The organism is Luteimonas sp. MC1895, from assembly GCF_016457215.1.
Lineage (GTDB): Bacteria > Pseudomonadota > Gammaproteobacteria > Xanthomonadales > Xanthomonadaceae > Luteimonas.
Genome location: NZ_JAEMDY010000004.1, coordinates 190,441 through 209,006 on the forward strand (window position 1 = coordinate 190,441; position 18,566 = coordinate 209,006).

Here is an 18,566-nt window from a genome sequence, read left to right on the forward strand (position 1 = left end):
ATCGAATGGGTCCGGCACCCATGCTGCAGGAGCTGGCGTGATCGAAGGGTTCTGGATGTTTCCGCTGCTGGGCGTGGTGGCCGGCGTGCTCGCGGGCCTGCTCGGCATCGGCGGTGGCCTGGTGCTGGTGGCCGCGCTGGCGTGGCTGCTGCCGCTGCAGGGCGTGCCCCCCGACCTCGCGATGCACGCTGCACTCGCGACGTCCATGGGCAGCATCGTGTTCACCGCGATGTCCTCGGCCTGGTCGCACCACCGCCGGGGCAGCGTGCTGTGGCCGACGGTCGCCTGGATGCTGCCGGGCCTGCTGCTCGGCGGCTGGCTGGGCAGCCGCTTTGCGGTGGGACTGGAGGGCAGCGTGCTGCGCTGGATCGTGGCCGGCTACTGCCTGCTGGCCGGCGCACAGATGGCGTTTGGTGGCGCGCGCGCGGACACCGGCGGCGACGTGGTGCCCACCGGCCTGCCGATGACCGCGGCCGGTGGCGGCATCGGCGCGCTGTCGGCGGTGGTCGGCATCGGCGGCGGCAGCATGACCGTGCCCCTGCTGGTGTGGCGCGGCGTGCGCCCGGTGCGTGCGGTCGGAACGTCGTCGGCCTGCGGCGTGGCGATCGCGATCGGCAGCGCGCTGGGCTATGCGCTCAACGCACCGCCGGGCGGGCTGCCCGAAGGTGCGGTCGGCTATGTCTACCTGCCGGCGGCGATCGGCGTGGCGGTGACCTCGGTCCTCGCGGCACCGTGGGGCACGCGCCTGGCGCATGCGATCAGCGGACCGACCCTGCGCCGGGTGTTCGCGCTGTTCCTGGTGGCCGTGGGCCTGAGCCTGGTGCTGCAGGGCTGAGCCGGCAGGACCAAGGGGGCTTGCCCTTGCTTTACGGTTTGTTTACAACTGGCCCGCCGACGGCACGGGGGCAACGGGCCGGCACCAGCTCACCAGGAGAGCTCCATGGCCATGCCCCCGCCTTGCCTGCTTGCGGCCGCCGTCTGCGCCGCGCTGTTCCTGACCGCTCCCGCGGTCGCGTCCGCCCAGGACGCTGATCCCACCACGCTGGACTCGGTGACCGTCACCGGTTCGCGCATCAAGCAGTCCGAGCTCGAGACGCACGTTCCCGTGCAGGTGCTCACCCGCGAGGACATCGACCGCAGCGGTTTCAAGTCGGTCTCGGACATCGTCCAGAACCTCACCGCCAGCGGCGCAGGCCTCAATACCAAGTTCAACTCCAGCGGCAACTTCGGCTTCCCGCCCGATGGCGGCGGCGTCGGCGCGGGCGCGGCCACGGTCGACCTGCGCCACCTCGGGCCCAAGCGCGTGCTGGTGCTGGTCGACGGCATCCGCTGGGTCAACGAGTCCTCGGGCTCGGGCGTCGGCTCCGCGGTGGACCTCAACACCATCCCGCTGGCGCTGGTCGACCGCATCGAGGTGCTGGAGGACGGTGCGTCCTCGATCTACGGCTCCGACGCCATTGCCGGCGTGGTCAACATCATCACCCGCAAGGACGTGCAGGGCGGCGACATCGAGCTGCACTACGGCACCTACGAGGACCTGGGCGGCGACACCTGGGGCGCGGACATGGGCTACGGCGGCGGCAATGACCGCGTGCAGTGGTTCGTCGGCGCGTCGTACTTCAAGCAGGAGGAGTCGGCCTCGTCCGAGTACGGACCCGCCAGCGTGCCGGTGCCCGGCACCGGCGTCGACAACGGCAGTTCGGCCACGCCGCAGGGCCGCTTCGTCTTCATGGATCCCAACACCGGCCTGACCCACAGCATCACCACCAATACCGGGGTGACCGATCCGACCTTCATCCCCGGCCAGGCCTGCGCGCGCACCGACGACTTCCACTGCTTCACCAATGCCGACCGCTTCAACTTCGCGCCCTTCAACCTGCTGCTGACGCCGTCCGAGCGCAAGACCGTGTTCGGGCAGGTGCGCTTCGCCTTCAATGACAACGTCGGCGGCTACGTGCGCGCGCTGTACAACCAGCGCGACTCCGCCAACCAGGCGGCACCGGAACCCTTCTTCCTCGGCACCGACGCCGGTATCTACAACCCCTACGGCGAAAGCACGCTGGTGATCTCGGCGCTGAATCCGTACAACCCCTTCGGCTTCGACCTCACCACCATCGGCCCCGACGCCAACCTGTTCCTGCTCGGCCGCCGCCCGGTGGAAGGCGGCCCGCGCCGCTACGAGCAGGACGTCGAAACCTGGTACGTGGCGGCAGGCCTCGACGGCAGCTTCAGCGTCGCCGACCGGCCCTGGGACTGGGACGTCAACGTGGTCCGCAGCGAGAGCAAGGCCGAGCAGACCAACTACGGCAGCTACAACCTGCGGCACATCAACGAGGCCCTGGGCGACCCCGCCGCCTGCGCCACGATCGCCGGCTGCGTGCCGCTGAACGTGTTCGGCGGCGCCGGCACCATCACCCCGGAGATGCTGGCCTTCATCCAGCCGGTGGTGCGCGACGAGAGCGAGAACTCGCTGACCCTCGTGTCAGCCAACATCACCGGCGCGCTCATGCAGATGCCGGCCGGCCCACTGGGCTTCGCCGCAGGCTACGAGTACCGCAAGTACGAAGGCGCCTACCGGCCCGATCCGATCACCGTGGCCGGCGAGTACAACGGCGTGCCGTCGGGTCCGACCGCGGGCGAGTACGACGTCAACGAGGTCTACGCCGAGCTCGCCGTGCCGCTGTACGCCAACGCCGAACGCGGCAGCGCGCTCGACATGAGCATCGCCGGCCGCTACTCCGACTACTCGACCTTCGGCGGCGAAAGCACCGGCAAGCTCGGCCTGCGCTGGCAGGTGGCCGAGGAGCTGGTGCTGCGCGGCACCTGGGCGCAGGGCTTCCGCGCGCCGTCGATCGGCGAGCTGTACGGCACGCTGTCGCGCTTCGACGCCACCCTGGTCGATCCGTGCTCGGGCCCCGGCAACGCGGTGCGTCCCGAGTGCGTGGCGCAGGGCGTGCCCGCCGACTACGTGCAGACCAACCCGCAGATCTCGGTGGTCACCTCGGGCAATGCCGAGCTGCAGCCGGAAAAGAGCCGCAGCCTGACCCTGGGCGGGGTGTGGAGCCCGAGCTTCGCATCCGACGCGGCCTGGTCCGAGCGCCTGGACCTGGGCCTGACCTTCTACAAGCACACCATCGAGGATGCGATCCAGGCGCCGGACGCGCAGGTGATCCTCAACCGCTGCGTGTTCGACGCCGATCCCTTCTCCTGCGCCTCCTACGACCGCAGCGAGCGCGGCCAGATCGTGCGTTTCGACGACATCCTCGACAACCTCGGCACCATCCGCACCGACGGCTGGGACCTGAGCCTCGGCTGGCTGCTGCCGGAACAGGACTGGGGCCAGCTGCGCTTCGACGCCAAGACCACCTTCGTCTCGAGCTTCGAGCTGCTCAACGAGTCGGGCCAGGCCGAACCGCGCGCGCCGGGCGTGGAGGTCAACAACAGCGCGATCCCCGAATGGACCTCCAGCCTGACCACGCAGTGGAGCCATGGGCCCTGGGCGCTGGCCTGGGGCATGCGTTACATCGGCGAACTGCGTGAGTCCTGCGGCGGCGCCAACGGCTATGCCATCTGCGACGACAGCGCCGCCGACCTCAACCGGCTCGATGCCACCACCTACCACGACCTGCAGGCGTCCTGGAACAGCGATGCCTGGATGCGCGGCCTGCGCGTCAGCCTGGGCGTGAACAACCTCACCGGCGAGGACCCGCCGATCTGCCTGAGCTGCTCGCTCAACGGCTACGACGCGGCGACCTACGACCTGCCGGGCCGGTTCTTCTACGCGCGGGTGGGCGTGAAGTTCTGAGCGATGCGCGCGCGGCCTGGCGACAGGCCGCGTCCCGCCGCGTGCGATGAAGAAGCCGGCCAGCGCCAGGGCACCCGTGCCAACGTGGCGCAGCCAGGGAAGCTAGCGGGTGAAGTACATCCGCCCGGTCTGCGCACGCACGCGCGTCAACGCGCCCTGCGCTTGCCCGGTCCCTTGGGGTTCCCGCCGGCGGTGAAGGCCGGCGGGTAGTAGAAGTTCACGGTCTTGAGCAGCACGCTGCCGGTGTTGCGGATCTCGTGGCGTTCCTGCTTCTCGATCACCAGCAGCACGCCCGGCTTCAGCGCCACCCGCCGACCGTCGACGATGGCGACGCCGGTGCCGTCGACCACGAACAGCCACTGGTCGGCACCGCGATGGTGGTTGTCCTCGCCACCCTCGCAGTCGCCCGGTGCCAGCACCATCTCCGCGGCCTGCGCCTTGCGTACCTCGGCGGCGATGCGGAACCCCTTGCCGAAGCGCAATGACTTCTTCTGCATGCTCGCCCCCTTCGATCAGCCGAGCACGCCGGGATTGGCCTGCCACAGTTTCAGGTTGAGCATGGCGGCGAAGCTGATCCAGGCGAGGTAGGGCAGCAGCATCAGCGCGGCCACCCGGCTGTGCTTCCAGAAGGCGAGCATCGTCGCCGCCACCAGCACCCACATCAGCGCGATGTCGGCCAGCGCGGCACCGCCCATCTGCCAGGCGAAGAACAGCCAGCTCCACAGCGCATTGACCACCAGCTGCACCAGGTAGAGGGTCAGCGCCGTGCGCGCGCGCTCGAAGCCGCCCACGCGCCAGACCAGCCACGCCGCCACCGCCATCAGGATGTACAGCACCGTCCAGACCGGGCCGAAGACCTCCGGCGGCGGTGCCCAGGCGGGCTGTTCCAGCAGCCCGTAGAAGTCCTGCGAGCGGCGCGAGGCCATGCTGCCGGCGAACGCCGCGACGCCGGTGACCGCCAGCCAGGCCAGGAGGCCGACGACCTGCTGCTTCCCGGTGATCCTGTGCATGGCGGCGTCCCTGGCTGGTGGAAGCCCGCCACGCTACGGGCGGGCCACGTGAACAGGGCGGCAAGGCCGCCGCGCGTGCCCAGCCCCGCTCAGGTCGAGCCGCGCAGCGCGCCGGCGATCCCGCCGATCAGCAGCGCCAGGATGGGAAACATCGACAGCGCGAAGCCCAGCCCGCGGCTGGCGGGTGCCGCGACGTAGCTGCGCCAGTAGAGGAGGCGGCCGACGAGGTACACCGCCCCGACGCCCGCGACGGTGCCCGCTGGCCAATACTTCGCCGCGATGTACAGCACAGGCAGGAACGCCACCATCAGCTCCAGGGTGTTCATCTGCACGCGGTAGGCGCGTTCGAAGCCTTCGTGGCCGGTGACCGCCGGCGCCTTGACGCCGTAACGGCCGCGCGCGCGGCCGACCAGCACCGCGAAGAACACCAGCTGCGCGACGGCGAGCAGCGCGACGAGATCGACAAGGTTCATGGCGCGTCGGCCTCCGTCCACACCGCCAGCTCGTTGCCGCCCGGCTCGAGGAAGTGGAAGCGCCGGCCGCCCGGGAAGGCGAAGACCGGCTTCACGATCTCGCCGCCCGCGGCCTCGACCTTGGCCAGCGTCGCCTCGAGCGCCTCGCTGTACAGGACGACCAGCGCGCTGCCGCGCTCCGTGCGGCCGGCAACGTCGGCGCGGAAGAACCCGCCGTCCAGGCCCGCGTCCGCGAACGCGGCATAGTCCGGGCCGTAGTCGACGAAGCCCCAGCCAAAGGCCTGGGCGAAGAAGCGCTTGCTGGCGTCAAGGTCCAGGGACGGGAACTCGACGTAATTGATCTTTTCGTGCCGCGACATGTGACTTCTCCGTTTCAGTTTGCGAACGCGGCCAGCAGGGCTTCGGCGAATCCGGACCGGAGCAGCCAGGCCACCGCCGCCACGTTGAGCGCCACCGTGGCCCAGAACACCAGCTGGAACGGCTGCTTGACCGTCTTGTGCCGGAACAGCTGCTGCGCGATCAGCGCACCGGGCCAGCCGCACAGCAGGCCGACCAGGTGCAGGGTGGCTTCCGGCGTGCGCTGGTGCTCGCGCTGGGCCGCGAGCTTATCGCCGCGGTACATGAGGAAGGCCAGCAGGCTCGCGGCCGCGTACGCGCCCACCAGAACCAGCGGCAGCCAGCCCAGCACCCCCGCCGCCGCGACCAGGACCAGGGCCAGCGTGCCCAGGACTGCGCGTGGAACGCGCGAGGGCTGCCGCGGGGCCGCGATCTTCTGGCCCGCATGGCGGACCTGGGTGGCGTTGGTTCGCCCGCGCACGTCGACGACCGGCAGCCAGGACACCAGGTCGCCCTCCACCGGCCGCCGCGAGCCGCGCTGGAAAGCATTGATGTGCACGAACGCGCGCGTGCCGCCGCCGCTCGGCGTGGCGAAGCCGAAGCCCTTGTCGTCGTTCCAGTCGGCGATGCGGCCCGCCAGTCTCATCGTGGTTCCCGCTCCCCGTTCCCTGGTGTCCGCCTCCCCGGCGGCACGGGTCGATGGTAGGCCCGCGCGCGCGCCGCGCACAACGGACCACGCGTCCGCGCGCACACGCGCCACGCGCCCGCGGCGCGACCGGCTTCATGTCCCCGACACAGCCGCTGTGGGATCCAGAGCACCCCGTCCACGCCGGATCGCCCATGTCCCGTCGCACCAGCCTGCTGGCCGTCCTCGCGCTGCTCGCCGCGCCTGGCGTCGCCCTGACCCAGCCCGAAGACACGTCCGACCGACAGGGCCAGGCGGTCGAGGCCGTGCCCGCCGTGGACCTCGAGCGGTATGCCGGCACCTGGTACGAGCAGGCCCACCTGCCGCTGTTCTTCCAGCGCAACTGCGTGGCCAACACCACGGCCAGCTACAGCCTGCGCGACGACGGCCGCATCGACGTGGTCAACCAGTGCGACACGGACACGGGCGAGCGCATCGAAGCGCGCGCCATCGCACGCAAGGTGGAGGGCAGCACCTCGAAGCTCGAGGTACGCTTCGCCCCGGCCTTCCTGTCCTTCCTGCCGGCGGTGTGGGGCGACTACTGGATCATCGACCTCGACCCGGACTACCGCTGGGCGGTCGTCGGATCGCCGGACCGCAAGTACCTCTGGTTCCTCACCCGCGACAAGACCATCGCCCCGGAAGCGCTCGACGCCCTGGTCGCGAAGGCGCACGCCAAGGGCTACGACACCTCGCGCCTGATCCGCACCGAACAGTGACGGGCCGCGGCTAGAGCACGCGGATCTGCGAGGCCCGCGTCACCCGCACGTGGGTCTGGTAGTAGTACTTGCCGGTGCGCTCACCGTCCACGGTGAAGTCGATGCGGACGCGCCGCGCGGTGCCGGCCACCTGGATCCGCTTGCCGCGCAGCGCATCCTCGAGGGGCCGCCCATGCAGCGCCTCGAGCTCGGTTGCGGCCCGCGGCATGACCGCGATCGACAGGTTGCGCGGATCCCGATAGTCGCGTTCCGAGTTGAGGTGCACCTTGTCGGTGCGGCCCGTCGCCTGCACCGTCAGCGCGAACACGCCGGTGACGCCCGTGTGCGGCGCCGCGGCGGCGCGCAGCACGGCCTGGCCCGGATCGATCCACGGCGCGTCGCCGGTCGGCAGTGTAGATGCACATCCGCCCAGCATAAGGAGGGCGGCGAACAGGGTCGGCTTGCAGCGGCTCATGCGGATCCTTGCGGGAGTCGGTGGGGGGTCATGGCTCCGGGGTTCCGGTGTCCTCGTTGCCAAGGTCGAGCTCGGCGCGCGCGGAAGCGGCCAGCGCACGGTACCTGGCCCGGAAGGCGTCGAGGCTCTGCTCCTCGATGTCCTCCAGGTCCAGCAGCGCATTGTGCGCGCCGCGGGTGGCGCGGATCAGCTCGTCGAGCTTGATCTGGATGGCCTCCGTGTTACGGTTCTGCGTGTTCTGGATCAGGAACACCATCAGGAAGGTGATGATGGTGGTGCCCGTGTTGATCACCAGCTGCCAGGTGTCACTGAAGCCGAACAGCGGGCCGCTCGACAGCCAGACGACGATGAGCAGGACGGCGAGCGCGAAGATGCGCGGCCGTCCGCAGAAGCGGGACGCGGCCTTGGCGAAACGGGCGTACAGCGATCCCTTGTCCATCGACTTGCACCTCTCCGAACGAGTCGCACGCAGGTCCGGGCTACGCCAGCCAGCCCCGTGCCAGTGCCTTGCGGCTCAGGATGACGAGCGCGATGCCGACGACGAGCACCACCGCCTGCATGACGACCGCGACGGGACCCGCCAGGTGCAGGCCGTCCTCCAGCACGAACAGGCCAACGTCCTGCATCAGGATGCCGAACAGGGAAATCGCGAAGGCCGCGAACGCCCACATCCGGCGCAGCAGCAGGCCGATGGAGCCGAGCGCGCCGCCGAACACCGCGATGGCGGTCGCGGCCACGGCCCAGCCTGGACGCGCCGCATGGAGGGCCTGCTGGGCCTCGGGCAGCCTGGCAATGTCATCCGATGAAAGGCCGAGGTCCGAGAACAGGGCCACGCAGCCGAGCAGGTTCCAGAGCAGGGCCAGCACTGCGACGATCCCGAACCATGTCGGTGTCTTCATTGGACCCTCCAGCTTTGCCTACGAATGCACAGAATCCACGGGCACTCCGGCAGGAAACGAATACCGGTCCGCCACCCGGCCGGACGAGGACGGTGTCCGCCCGACCGGCGTCGGACGGAGGGTCAGGCCCCGATATCCAGCAGCGCCTGCGGCTTGTCATCCCAGATGATGAAGTTGACCAGCCACGCATCGGCCGGCTTGTAGAAGACGCAGGCAAACCGCAGCGCATGCCGCTGGTGCTTGATCAGGAAGGTGTGCCTGACCAGGCTCTTGCCGGCCATGACGCTTTCCACATGCTCCGCGCCCAGCGACGGACCGAAGCGCGACGCCACCATCCCCAGCTGCGTCTTGGTCTGGTACCCGAGGTTCAGGATTTCCTCCTCCGGCAGCGGCCAGTGGGGCACCAGGCTCTGATAGGCCTGGTCGTACTGCCCCGCGGCAAAGAGCGTCGCGGCCTGCGCGCACACGGCCTGGGTCTGGTCAGTCGTGTTCAAGGGCTCGGCCGAGGCGCACAGCGGAGCGGCAAGCAGCGCGACGAGCGCGGCGGTCTGGATCTTCATGGGTTCCCCTGGTTGTCATGCTGAGCCGGGCGACCGATGCCCGCTCCCCGGAGGGACTGTAAGCCAGCGAAGGCGGTTTCAGGTAGCGCGGAGATGTTGCCGAAAGGCAGGGTTCCTGTCGCGGCAGGCGGAGCGCCTACGCACGCTGCAGCTTGCGTGGGAGGCCTCAACTCGGAACTAAGCCGTGCCGCGGCCCCCGTTCAAGCCCATTACCTGGGACAACGGCACCGAGTTCCATGGCGACAAGGAGCTCGAGCAGGCCGCAGACATCCGCTGCTACTTCGCCTATCCGCACCGCCCGTGGCAGCGCAAACGCTATGACTACAAAACCCCATTCGAGCGACTCGAAGAGCTACTCGGGGTGTTGCACTTCGCCTGTCAATTCACCAGGCCACTGCGACACCATCGCCCACAAGCTCAACCACAGGCCCAGGAAAGACATGGCTACAAGTCCCCGATCGAGCGACTCGAAGAACTACTCGGGGCGTTGCACTTCGAGTGTTAATTCACCCGCGTACTACAGCCCTGCGGCCGCATCCCACACGTTCTCACGGCCGATCCGCTGCTCCCATGCCTTATATCGGGACGCGAGTGGGCGAGCATACTCCGGCAGCTCGTGGGCTGGCGGCTCGCTGACGAGGAACGGCATGCCTTCTTTGAACCACGCGGGTGTCTGTTGCCTACCCAGCAGACCTAGCTGCTGGGCTTGTAGCATGTGGATGTACTCATGCTCCACGATGTAAGGAACCCAAGACTCCGGCGGCAGAATTACACCCCAATTAAACAGCGCAGCCCCACGCTCCATGCCGCCGCCGAAGGAGTGGTAGCACCGCCGGGTGGAGCAGAAGACCGTAACCGGAGCATCCTTTAGGGGAACCAGCTTGCGACCAACCTCAGCAACGGCAGCACGCTGCAGCGCCAGAGCTTCAGTGAGTCGTGACGGATCTTCAACGCATACTCGGTCCGCGCAGGTCACCCCGTTAAGAGCCGGCGCAAGAATTCGGACGGGCTTGAACGTGGCCCAGGCGATCGCCGGCATGGCGACCACCAAGGCAAGGGCAACTAGCTTCAGTAAGTCTCGATTTCTCATCAGCGGCTAACGCCTGAGTTAAGCCGAACCGCGTAGTGGAGGCAAAGGCATGGCAAGCTTTTTATGCCATGCCTTTGCTGGAACGAAGTGGTTTCGGCTTGAACGAATTGTTAGGCGGCACCCGCGAGCTATGCGCACGCCATAGCGCAAAGCCAACCAGCGCGACCCAAAGGAAGAAGCAGGCGAACGTTAGGCGCTGACCGATGCTTTGCATGCCGGCAAAACGCAAAAAGCCAGTGGCAATGGAGGCAACGACTAGGGCGAGGGAAGGCATAGCTGCCCAGCGCCAGGCGGAAGTCTTGCGGAAGCTGGCCGGCAGCAAAAAGCCGGCGACAAGGAAAGCGACGTAACAGCCGAAGCTACCCACCGTATGGAGCAGGGTGGTGGTGGACTTAAAGTCCGACATGTTGGCCGGGAAGGCACCGGAAAGCGCCATGAGAAGGCCGGCGGCAACCACGGCCACGGAGCCGATGACAGCGCCGCGACCTTGCGGCGAGAACTCCCGCCTGAGTCCCATGCCGAGAAAGGCGACCACAAGGCCCGGAAGGATGTACCCGAGGATGTTCCAAGCCCAGAGGTTGGGTGCGTCGAGGCTGCCCAGTTCACTGATCGCGCGGTCGGTGTGATCGTAGTCGGGCCGCATGGCAGCCATGATGACGTACACAGCCAAGAACCAAAGGGGCACTGCCATGGCCAGAAAGCCGATCTTCTTTTGAGACATCATTTGCAGTGCGGTCCCTGTGCGGCCTAACGCCAGAGTTAAGCCGAGACGCGCAGTGGAGCGAAGCACATGGCAAGCTTTACCTGCCATGTGGTTTGCGTAACGAAGCGGCTTCGGCTTGAACGACTTGTTAGGCGGCAGCTGGCCCGGATGGTGAACTCTCCGACCCGGACGAACCGCAGCCCAACCCCTGAGCCAGACACTACAACACCTGGAGCCAATCTAGCCACGGCATGCGGCAGCGCGGGAAATCTGCGTGCGACAGGGCTGCCTGGCACTGAGGCGAGCGACTGCTGCCGAAGCTGAGATTGCTTGGGAGCGCCAGGCTCATCGAGTTGCGGCGCTGGACCAGAGCCCGATGCTCGGCCAGGCGATGCTCAACGAAGCGACCCTTTGAGGTGGCGCAGACCGTCCGAAGAGCAACCCACGATGTGCGAGCAGGCTCGTCCAGTGACGCCTAACGCCTGAATTAAGCCGCGCCGCGAAGCGGCGTCGGCTTGAATGAATTGTTAGCCCTTCGCCTCATCGGAGCGATGCTTCTACTCGGCACCGTCAGCCGCGATGGTGGCGTTGATCCAAGTGAGGTAGTGCGCGAGGCGCAAGCCATAATTGATCTGCCCATACTTTCCCGGATGGGAAATTAACCGATTGTCGCTCGAGCTCTTCCATGAGGTGAGCCCGGCAACCTGACGCTCTTCCCCTGCCTTGACCAGTAACGGTCCGCCGCTGTCGCCGTTGCCCGCAGAGCCCTCCAATGGAAGAGCGCTGGGTGTCTGGCGGAACACGTAGCTCAGCCATCGGCCCTCCGAAGTGCTTACAGTGCTGAAGGCTCGACGTAGGTCGGTGCGGTTAGGGCCGTGGGGGCTATGCCCCACTGCACCGTTTCCCGTAGCACCTTTCCCAATGATCTCGATCTGCTTGCCGGCCGCAGAAGCAAGGAAGATCTTTGCAGGCGCCACGTCGGTGACCGACGCCGTTAGCTTTATCAGCGCGATGTCGTCTGATGCGGCAAGAAATTCCACTATGTCCGAAGCGTCGCCAGACTTCAGGGCGGTGTCGACGAGCTCCTGAGGAAGCTTCCTGTAACCAGCGTGGAAGATGACCTTTTCTACCGCGCGCGGTACACCATTTAGGACTACGACCTCTAAGCCGGGCTGCCACGCGACGGCATGGGCAACAGTGACGACCCAGCGGGGGGCGATCAATACGCCGTGGCCTTCGACGGGAAGGTCTACTAGCGGAGCGAACTCTGACGCCGCCAAGCGGTAGCGCGAATCGCTCACGTCATCGCGGATGACAACGGCACCGGCACTCCCAGCCGCCACAAGTACCAGCAAAAAAAAGAGGCGTAACATTCAATCATCCTTGTAAGGTCTAACGCCGAAATTAAGCCGTGCCGCGAAGCGGCATCGGCTTGAATGAATTGTTAGCCGGCGTTGGTCGCTGGCAAGTTGAGGGCTTTGCGTACCTTACACATGCCTTCATGTGTCTGCCTGGCTTGATACCGGAAGTACAGAACAAACGCCACGCCGACCAGGACGCCACCTGAAGCGATCCAGAAACGGAAGTTAGGGAATCTCACTGCGGCGAGAAGGGTCGCGCCAGCAACAAAGGTTGGCGTTGCGAAAAGCATCGCCAGCTCGAAGTAAAGTGTGGTTACAAGTCGGCTGAGATAACGGAACGCCACAGGTTCGCGTTCGCCGCAGTAGTTCAAGTACCGGAACCAATGTTCCTGCACTTGGTGCTCGCTCTCGAGCTTTCCGTCCCATCGGTGCTCCAAGTAGGTGCCCAGGCCCTCACAGGTGGACCCGGCAACCACAACGAGGGCGAAGATCAGTGCGTTAGCTAGGACTGCACTCTGGTCAGCGCCTAAGGTGGCGGGCGTGTGCTCCACAAGCCATACCAACCATGGCGCAACTGCCACGAGGCCGGGGATCAGAACGGTCAAGAGCGATCGTGTAAGAGTGGTTGGCACCGCAGCTCCCCTGCCGGCTAACGCCTGAGTTAAGCCGCGCCGCGAAGCGGCGTCGGCTTGGACGAATTGTTAGGGCGCTCGCCCGCTTACCTACGCATGCTTTTTTCAAGATATGTCGCGATGCGCTCAAGCCGTTGTGGTTCGTTGTCTACCAAATGAGACATGCAGATCTCTGCCAGATCGGATCGGGTTTTGCCACGGCGTTGTAGCTCAGAGTCTATAAGCTTAAACAGTCGCTTCCCGCTCCGGTCATCAGCTGGATTATATTCTAGGCGGTAGGTGTCCATAATTTCGCTGAGACTTACCTGGTGAAACACAAAGTCATTCAAAGTGCGAAAAAGCTTTTGGTCGACATTTGTATATAGCTTGGACCTCAGGAACTTCTCAAGGCTCTCTATGGGAAGAAAGCCGAGCGGAATATTGTTTGCAAAGTTTCTATTTCTAATATAGGCGTGTGCATCCTGCTCGACATCGCCGTCCAGGATCACCGAAATCGCCGCCATCTTTCCAACCAAGTTGCTGTCGACAACGTCCTTTGCGAGATCAATAACGTTTGTGTAGCCACCACAGGGCAGTATATGTACTAGCTTGCCAGCCAGGAGCTTCTTGTTGCGCAGCACGCGATCCACAATCGCTTTTGCAAGATCATCCTCAACTAGGAAAACTTGGTCATATCCCGAATGGTCGTAAAGTATCCGAGTTGCATAGGCAGGGTAACAAGGGTTAATTATCTCCAAGCTTCCATCGGCGTGTCTTGCAATGAAAAATATGTTGCTTGGATTGATTGAGCCGATCAGCTCAATGGAATGTGTTGAGAAATAGATCGCGTAGTTGAACTCATCAGACATTCGCTTCAAGAAAGAAAGCAGCCTTTTGAGTGACGAGGGGTGCAACGCTAGCTCAATTTCATCTAGGAACATAACACACGGCTTCGAGAGATTGGCTCTGTCACTGTTCCGCAGATGTATGGAGTGGAGAACGCTAACGAGCAGGTTTTCCCCCGTAGACATATGGAACTGACTAATTCTTCGACCACCGCGTTCGTAATAAAAGATTTCGCCTCTGAACTTGAACTCCTCGCCAGCTTCCTTGACGCTAATCTGGAAGAGCTTTTCGTAATAGGTATCGTCGTTGTGAAGGATCTTTCCAAGATTCTTTCTTACGAACTCTTCGGCCGTCGAAAGCTTTGAGTCGTCAATCTTGTCCAGTTGCCGAAGAGCCTCGAAGCTTGTGTTGCGAAAGCGGTTGCCGAAGATGATGCTTCCCTCATAGAAGCCCTTTATGTCCATCTGGCCGTCTGTTTCTTTGACCCACCGTCCCGCATCGCTTTTGCGCCACGAACGCAACGCGCCATTGAAGCCGCAGGTTATGTATGCGTCATCGCTGGTCAAGCCGAAGTACTGCTTCATCTTGATGCTGTAGAAGACGCTTGAGGCACAAGTAACAATCGTGCTCTTGCCAGATCCGTTTTGACCTGTGATCGCGTATAGCCCCTTGGTTGTCGGCAAGGAGACCTCAAGGTGATCTATGGATTTGATCTTGTGAATCGTCAGCTCGAGGTTCATAGGATCCTGAAAGTTTGAAAAGCGCCCTAACGCCAGAGTTAAGCCGAGCAGCGTAGTGAAGCGAAACACATGGCAAGATTTACCTGCCATGTGTTTCGCGTAACGAAGCGGATTCGGCTTGAACGATTTGTTAGGCCGCCGCTGCCCGGCACTTGTGCCCGACCCGCGACAGCCCAACCCCTGAGCGAAACAGTACAACAAGTCTTGCCGGAGAGCTTGGCCTGGCACCCGGCGCGAGCGGAGCCTAGAAGGTCGAGTCGCGCGGCCAAGAACTCCCACTGCGGCCAGCACGAAGCCGGCTCGGCAGGTCGAATCTTGCGGAGAGTCGCGCGTGTCCGAAGCCGAGGTGCTGCAGGGCTGACCGCCGATGCCTGGACCGCGCGTGCGAAGTGCAAAGGCCGTGGATAAGCGAGATGCTTGAACCCGCCTGGACCTTGCTACCGACAGTGCGGGAAACAAGGCCTAACGCTAAGTAAGCCCCAAAAACGGGGCGGTAAAGTGGTCTACGGAAAATACCGTGCGGCGATGCGGTGGTAACGCATACCGCCTGAAAAACGCCGGTATGCGCCGCTGCGTCCCCGGCACGCCCCTCCGCAGTTGCAGGTCCCCCGACCCTCAGCGCCGAATATCCAACAACTCCACCTCGAACACCAGCGAAGCCCCCGGCGGGATCACGCCGCCCGCGCCCTTCGTGCCGTACGCCAGGTCCGGCGGAATCATCAGCTCCCGCTTTCCGCCGACCCGCATGCCGACCACGCCCTCGTCCCAGCCACGGATCACCCGCCCCGCGCCCAGCATGAAGACGAACGGCTCGCCCCGATCGACCGAGCTGTCGAACTTCTCCCCGCGCTTGTTCGCCGCAGCCTGGTCGTACAGCCAGCCGGTGTAGTGCACGCTGACCTCGTCGCCCGCCCTGGCGACATCGCCCGTGCCTTCCACAACGTCGATGCGTTGGAACTCGCCGACATCTCCACCGGTATACGGCGGAGGTTCCTTGCCGCAGGCGGCGAGTATCAGCAGGCAGGTCAGGGCCGCGGCGGCGCGGCTCAGGCGGGTGGTCATGCGGGCGGCTCCATTCGGACGAGCCGCGAGGTTAGCCCAGCCGCGCGTGGCGCGGCACTTCGCTCAGGCGGCGGCGAGGCGCACGTCCGGGCGCACGGCCATGCTGCCGAGGTCGCCCATCAGCTGCAGCTCGCGGTCCTGCACCAGCACGTTCAGGCGCATGCCGCGCTCACCGATGGCGGCAAGTTCCGCGGGTGATTCGGCCGGCAGTGAGAGCACGGTCAGGTTCTTCAGCCGCGACAGGGTGGCGGCGTTCTTCTCCCACCAGATGTCGGATGCACGGCCGCCGTAGTTCAGCACCACCACGTGGCGCGCACGCGCGCAGGCCTTGCGCACGCGGGATTCGTCGGGGTGGCCGAGTTCGATCCACAGTTCGACGTCGCCGGTGTAGTCGCGCTTCCACAGCGCGGGTTCGTCCTCGTCGCTCAGGCCGCGGCCGAATTCGAGGCGCTCGTCGGCATACAGGGCGAACGCCAGCAGGCGCACCATCAGGCGCTCGTCGGTCTCCGACGGATGCTGGGCGAGCACGAGGTTGTGGGTGGCGTAGTAGTGCCGATCCATGTCGCTGATCTGCAGTTCGGCCTTGACGACGGTGGACTTGGGCATGGGGACTCAGCGCTTGAGCGCGGCTTGCGGCACGTCGAGTTCGACCGACAGCGCCAGGTGATCCGAGAACGCGGCCGGGAAGGCCTGCATGTCGCGGCAGCCGAGGCCGTCGCTCACCAGGATGTGGTCGATCGCCTTCTGCGGCTTCCAGCTCGGGAAGGTGTGCACCATGCACGCCGGTGGCTGCAGGCGCGTCTGGCGGAACAGCGCAGCCATCTCGGGCTGGTCCACGGTGCAGTTGAAGTCGCCCATCAGCACGGCGTGCGGGGTTCCGGCCAGCAGTTCGGCGATGAACGACAGCTGCGAGGCGCGCGACTGCGCGCCCAGCGAGAGATGCGCCACGGCGATGGTCAGGCCGTCGTCGCCCTCGCCGAACTTCGCCATCAGCACGCCGCGGCCGGCGATCCGGCCGGGCAGGGAGTGCACGGCGATGTCGAGCGGTTCGAACTTGCTCAGCAGGCCGTTGGCGCTGGAGGCGAACTGGCCCACGCGGCGGTTGGGCTGGTGGGTCCAGTAGTCGAACCCGCCCTGTTCGGCCAGGTAGTGGGTCTGGTTGGTGAAGCCGGAGCGCCAGCTGCCGGGGTCGGCCTCCTGCAGGCCGACGATGTCGTGGCGGCCGGCCAGCTGGGCGATGGCATCGAGCATGCCGCGCTTGTTGCCCATCGGCAGCACGTGCGACCAGCTGCGGGTGGCGTAGTCGCTGTAGCGGCGGGTGCTGGAGCCGGCCTGGATGTTGGCGCTCAGCAGCTTCAGCCGCTGCGCGGCGCCATCGGCACCGGCAGCGGCGTCGGGCGCAGGCTGGGCCTGCGCCTGGGCGGGATCAGAGGCCGCCACCGGCCTGGGTCGCGGCGCGCTCGCGGGCGACCAGCTGGTCGGTGATGCGCAGGATGTCTTCCAGCGTGCGGCCGCGCACGCGGTACTTGCCGTTCACGACCACGGTCGGGGTGGCGTCGATGCCGCTGCGCTGCATGAACTGGCGGGTGCGGCCGATCTGGGCCTTGACCGCGAAGCTGTCGATGGTGGCCTTGAGCTGGCTGGCATCGGCGCCGTTCTTGGCCATGACGGCGATGATCTCGTCGACGCTCGCGTTCGGGCGCAGGCTGCGCTCGATGTGCATGGCGTTGAACAGCGGGGTGTGCACGCGGTCGATCACGCCCACGGCTTCGGCGGCGAAGAAGGCCGGGCCGAACTTGTCCTGGTCGCTGAAGGCGGCCGGCAGCATGGTGAAGCGGACGTCGGCCGGCAGGCGCTTCTTCCACGCGCCGACCAGCGGATCGAAGGCCGCGCAGTGGCCGCAGGAATAGGCGAACACCTCGACCACTTCCACCTTGCCGTTGAGCGGGGCGAAGGGCTGGCCGCCGGGAATCTCGACATAGTCGGTGCCGGGCACCAGGGCCGGACCCTGGGCGGCGGCCTGCGCGGCAGCGGCGACCGCGGCCTCGGCGGCGGGATCGGCCGGGGCGTCGGCAGGCGGCGTGGCGGCATCGGCGGCCGGGGCGGCGGTGCCTTCGGCGGCGGGCTCGCCGGTGGCCGCAGGCTCGTCGGCGATGGGGGCCGCGGGTTCGGTGGGCGTGGCCGGCGTCGTCGCGGTATCGGGCGTCGCGGGCGTTTCAGCGCCGCCGCAGGCGACGAGCAGCAGGCTCAGGAGCAGGGGGGCGAGGAGGCGCTTGGTCATGGTGTGCACTCGTTGTGTTGCGGATGCGGGAATCAGCGGGCGCCGGCGGCGCGCTCGCGCGCGACCAGCAGGTCGGTGATGCGGAGCAGGTCGCCGAAGCTGCGGCCGATGACGCGGTAGCGGCCGTTGACGATGATCGTCGGCGTGCCCTGAACGCCAGCGGCCATGATGAACCTGCGCGCCGCGTCCATCTGCGCGTCGGTCTCCGGCGAACGCATCGCCGCGAGCACCTGCGCGCGGTCGAGGCCGAAGCCGGCGTACAGCGTGGCGTACTCGTCCAGCGACGCGCCACGTGGCGGCAGCGACTGCTCGACATGCAGGGCGCGGTAGGTCGGCTCGTGCGTCTTGTCCAGCGCGCCCAGCGACGCCGCGGCGAAGTATGCCCGCGCGGCGGCATCGTTCTGCGTGAACGCACCGGGCAGGTAGCGGAAGGCGACGTCGGCCGGCAGGCGGCGCTGCCACAGCGCCAGCGTGGGCTGGAAGTCGTTGCAGACGTGGCACCAGTAGGCGAACACCTCCACCACCTCGACCTTGCCCGGCTCGGCCCGCAGCGGCTGGCCGTCGGGGATGGTGACGAAGTCATGGCCTTCGACCAGGCCGTCGTCGGCGCGCGCGGAGGCGGGCAGCCACGCGAACGCGGCCAGCGCGAGGACGAGGAGGGCGGTGGACAGGCGCTGGAGCATCGGCATCGGGCCTCGGTCAAGAAAAAGCGCCGGCACAGGGGCCTGGCCGGCGCTGGGTGTCACGCAGTGTGCATGCTGGCGGCGCGTTGCCGCCGGACTCGGGTCACGGAGCCTGCTGGACGTCCGTGGCCGGGGCGGTGGCGGCGTCGCCGGCCGGGGCGGGCTCGGCGGCACCGTCGGTGGCTTCGGTGCCGGTGTCGCCGGCATCCGCAGGCGCGGCGCCCTCGGCAGCGGCGGCATCGACCGGT

22 protein-coding genes are annotated in these 18,566 nt (G+C 66.3%); 3 read left to right on the plus strand and 19 right to left on the minus strand.

The window, feature by feature from the left end:
* Positions 1-37: 37 nt before the first annotated feature.
* Positions 38-835, plus strand: coding sequence for a sulfite exporter TauE/SafE family protein (locus JG616_RS11350; RefSeq protein ID WP_343225016.1), 798 nt, complete (start codon positions 38-40; stop codon positions 833-835).
* 111 nt (positions 836-946) lie between these two features.
* The gene (locus JG616_RS11355; protein ID WP_199392700.1) at positions 947-3,805 is read left to right on the plus strand and encodes a TonB-dependent receptor; all 2,859 of its coding nucleotides are present in this window, start codon (positions 947-949) and stop codon (positions 3,803-3,805) included.
* A gap of 146 nt (positions 3,806-3,951) precedes the next feature.
* Here the strand turns inward: JG616_RS11355 and JG616_RS11360 are convergent, their stop codons facing one another.
* The 5 genes from JG616_RS11360 to JG616_RS11380 form a co-directional block, all read right to left on the minus strand.
* The gene (locus JG616_RS11360) at positions 3,952-4,302 is read right to left on the minus strand and encodes a cupin domain-containing protein (protein ID WP_199392622.1); all 351 of its coding nucleotides are present in this window, start codon (positions 4,300-4,302) and stop codon (positions 3,952-3,954) included.
* Between the two features lie 15 nt (positions 4,303-4,317).
* Positions 4,318-4,815: a TspO/MBR family protein gene (locus tag JG616_RS11365; protein WP_199392623.1), complete on the minus strand. Its 498-nt coding sequence runs from the start codon at positions 4,813-4,815 to the stop codon at positions 4,318-4,320.
* Positions 4,816-4,904: 89 nt separating this feature from the next.
* The gene (locus JG616_RS11370) at positions 4,905-5,288 is read right to left on the minus strand and encodes an MAPEG family protein (RefSeq protein WP_199392624.1); all 384 of its coding nucleotides are present in this window, start codon (positions 5,286-5,288) and stop codon (positions 4,905-4,907) included.
* On the minus strand, positions 5,285-5,647 hold the full coding sequence (locus tag JG616_RS11375) for a VOC family protein (protein WP_199392625.1): 363 nt from the start codon (positions 5,645-5,647) through the stop codon (positions 5,285-5,287). The genes JG616_RS11370 and JG616_RS11375 overlap by 4 nt, the downstream gene beginning before the upstream one ends.
* A 14-nt stretch (positions 5,648-5,661) precedes the next feature.
* Positions 5,662-6,270, minus strand: a complete 609-nt coding sequence (locus JG616_RS11380) for a cold shock and DUF1294 domain-containing protein (protein WP_199392626.1) — start codon at positions 6,268-6,270, stop codon at positions 5,662-5,664.
* 194 nt (positions 6,271-6,464) lie between these two features.
* Here JG616_RS11380 and JG616_RS11385 point away from each other — a divergent pair, with 194 nt between their 5' ends.
* Positions 6,465-7,028: a lipocalin family protein gene (locus tag JG616_RS11385; protein ID WP_199392627.1), complete on the plus strand. Its 564-nt coding sequence runs from the start codon at positions 6,465-6,467 to the stop codon at positions 7,026-7,028.
* A gap of 10 nt (positions 7,029-7,038) precedes the next feature.
* Here the strand turns inward: JG616_RS11385 and JG616_RS11390 are convergent, their stop codons facing one another.
* The 14 genes from JG616_RS11390 to JG616_RS11455 all read right to left on the minus strand — a co-directional run bounded on the left by JG616_RS11390 (position 7,039) and on the right by JG616_RS11455 (position 18,324).
* Positions 7,039-7,482, minus strand: coding sequence for a hypothetical protein (locus JG616_RS11390; RefSeq protein WP_199392628.1), 444 nt, complete (start codon positions 7,480-7,482; stop codon positions 7,039-7,041).
* 28 nt (positions 7,483-7,510) lie between these two features.
* On the minus strand, positions 7,511-7,921 hold the full coding sequence (locus JG616_RS11395; RefSeq protein ID WP_199392629.1) for a low affinity iron permease family protein: 411 nt from the start codon (positions 7,919-7,921) through the stop codon (positions 7,511-7,513).
* A 40-nt stretch (positions 7,922-7,961) separates the two neighbouring features.
* Entirely contained in the window at positions 7,962-8,348 is a 387-nt protein-coding gene (locus JG616_RS11400) for a hypothetical protein (protein WP_343225017.1), read from the minus strand.
* Positions 8,349-8,503: 155 nt separating this feature from the next.
* Positions 8,504-8,941: a hypothetical protein gene (locus JG616_RS11405; protein ID WP_199392631.1), complete on the minus strand. Its 438-nt coding sequence runs from the start codon at positions 8,939-8,941 to the stop codon at positions 8,504-8,506.
* 517 nt (positions 8,942-9,458) lie between these two features.
* On the minus strand, positions 9,459-10,031 hold the full coding sequence (locus JG616_RS11410; RefSeq protein ID WP_199392632.1) for a hypothetical protein: 573 nt from the start codon (positions 10,029-10,031) through the stop codon (positions 9,459-9,461).
* Positions 10,032-10,092: 61 nt separating this feature from the next.
* Complete coding sequence (locus JG616_RS11415; RefSeq protein WP_199392633.1) at positions 10,093-10,842, minus strand: DUF998 domain-containing protein; 750 nt, start codon at positions 10,840-10,842, stop codon at positions 10,093-10,095.
* Between the two features lie 449 nt (positions 10,843-11,291).
* Complete coding sequence (locus JG616_RS11420; protein WP_199392634.1) at positions 11,292-12,107, minus strand: trypsin-like serine protease; 816 nt, start codon at positions 12,105-12,107, stop codon at positions 11,292-11,294.
* A 71-nt stretch (positions 12,108-12,178) separates the two neighbouring features.
* On the minus strand, positions 12,179-12,700 hold the full coding sequence (locus JG616_RS11425; protein WP_199392635.1) for a hypothetical protein: 522 nt from the start codon (positions 12,698-12,700) through the stop codon (positions 12,179-12,181).
* Positions 12,701-12,813: 113 nt separating this feature from the next.
* Positions 12,814-14,292 carry an AAA family ATPase gene (locus tag JG616_RS11430; RefSeq protein WP_199392636.1) on the minus strand — a complete coding sequence of 493 codons (1,479 nt, stop codon included), beginning with the start codon at positions 14,290-14,292 and terminating at the stop codon, positions 12,814-12,816.
* Positions 14,293-14,907: 615 nt separating this feature from the next.
* A complete protein-coding gene (locus tag JG616_RS11435; protein WP_199392637.1) occupies positions 14,908-15,354 on the minus strand; it encodes an FKBP-type peptidyl-prolyl cis-trans isomerase in 447 nt (148 codons plus the stop codon).
* Positions 15,355-15,417: 63 nt separating this feature from the next.
* A complete protein-coding gene (locus tag JG616_RS11440; protein WP_199392638.1) occupies positions 15,418-15,960 on the minus strand; it encodes a YaeQ family protein in 543 nt (180 codons plus the stop codon).
* Positions 15,961-15,966: 6 nt separating this feature from the next.
* Positions 15,967-16,707 carry an endonuclease/exonuclease/phosphatase family protein gene (locus JG616_RS11445; protein WP_199392701.1) on the minus strand — a complete coding sequence of 247 codons (741 nt, stop codon included), beginning with the start codon at positions 16,705-16,707 and terminating at the stop codon, positions 15,967-15,969.
* Positions 16,708-16,780: 73 nt separating this feature from the next.
* Positions 16,781-17,635 (minus strand): thiol:disulfide interchange protein DsbA/DsbL, encoded by an 855-nt coding sequence (locus JG616_RS11450; RefSeq protein ID WP_199392639.1) that lies wholly within the window; start codon positions 17,633-17,635, stop codon positions 16,781-16,783.
* 32 nt (positions 17,636-17,667) lie between these two features.
* The gene (locus JG616_RS11455; RefSeq protein ID WP_199392640.1) at positions 17,668-18,324 is read right to left on the minus strand and encodes a thiol:disulfide interchange protein DsbA/DsbL; all 657 of its coding nucleotides are present in this window, start codon (positions 18,322-18,324) and stop codon (positions 17,668-17,670) included.
* Positions 18,325-18,566 lie beyond the last annotated feature (242 nt).

Excerpts from the sequence above, each read along its gene's own strand:
- JG616_RS11355 (WP_199392700.1), top strand. The coding sequence starts at position 947 with ATGCCCCCGCCTTGCCTGCTTGCGGCCGCCGTCTGCGCCGCGCTGTTC.
- JG616_RS11380 (WP_199392626.1), bottom strand. The coding sequence starts at position 6,270 with ATGAGACTGGCGGGCCGCATCGCCGACTGGAACGACGACAAGGGCTTC.
- JG616_RS11455 (WP_199392640.1), bottom strand. The coding sequence starts at position 18,324 with ATGCCGATGCTCCAGCGCCTGTCCACCGCCCTCCTCGTCCTCGCGCTG.
- JG616_RS11420 (WP_199392634.1), bottom strand. The coding sequence starts at position 12,107 with ATGTTACGCCTCTTTTTTTTGCTGGTACTTGTGGCGGCTGGGAGTGCC.
- JG616_RS11370 (WP_199392624.1), bottom strand. The coding sequence starts at position 5,288 with ATGAACCTTGTCGATCTCGTCGCGCTGCTCGCCGTCGCGCAGCTGGTG.
- JG616_RS11360 (WP_199392622.1), bottom strand. The coding sequence starts at position 4,302 with ATGCAGAAGAAGTCATTGCGCTTCGGCAAGGGGTTCCGCATCGCCGCC.
- JG616_RS11410 (WP_199392632.1), bottom strand. The coding sequence starts at position 10,031 with ATGAGAAATCGAGACTTACTGAAGCTAGTTGCCCTTGCCTTGGTGGTC.
- JG616_RS11435 (WP_199392637.1), bottom strand. The coding sequence starts at position 15,354 with ATGACCACCCGCCTGAGCCGCGCCGCCGCGGCCCTGACCTGCCTGCTG.
- JG616_RS11375 (WP_199392625.1), bottom strand. The coding sequence starts at position 5,647 with ATGTCGCGGCACGAAAAGATCAATTACGTCGAGTTCCCGTCCCTGGAC.
- JG616_RS11430 (WP_199392636.1), bottom strand. The coding sequence starts at position 14,292 with ATGAACCTCGAGCTGACGATTCACAAGATCAAATCCATAGATCACCTT.
- JG616_RS11415 (WP_199392633.1), bottom strand. The coding sequence starts at position 10,842 with ATGGCAGGTAAAGCTTGCCATGTGCTTCGCTCCACTGCGCGTCTCGGC.
- JG616_RS11395 (WP_199392629.1), bottom strand. The coding sequence starts at position 7,921 with ATGGACAAGGGATCGCTGTACGCCCGTTTCGCCAAGGCCGCGTCCCGC.
- JG616_RS11405 (WP_199392631.1), bottom strand. The coding sequence starts at position 8,941 with ATGAAGATCCAGACCGCCGCGCTCGTCGCGCTGCTTGCCGCTCCGCTG.
- JG616_RS11440 (WP_199392638.1), bottom strand. The coding sequence starts at position 15,960 with ATGCCCAAGTCCACCGTCGTCAAGGCCGAACTGCAGATCAGCGACATG.
- JG616_RS11450 (WP_199392639.1), bottom strand. The coding sequence starts at position 17,635 with ATGACCAAGCGCCTCCTCGCCCCCCTGCTCCTGAGCCTGCTGCTCGTC.
- JG616_RS11365 (WP_199392623.1), bottom strand. The coding sequence starts at position 4,815 with ATGCACAGGATCACCGGGAAGCAGCAGGTCGTCGGCCTCCTGGCCTGG.
- JG616_RS11390 (WP_199392628.1), bottom strand. The coding sequence starts at position 7,482 with ATGAGCCGCTGCAAGCCGACCCTGTTCGCCGCCCTCCTTATGCTGGGC.
- JG616_RS11385 (WP_199392627.1), top strand. The coding sequence starts at position 6,465 with ATGTCCCGTCGCACCAGCCTGCTGGCCGTCCTCGCGCTGCTCGCCGCG.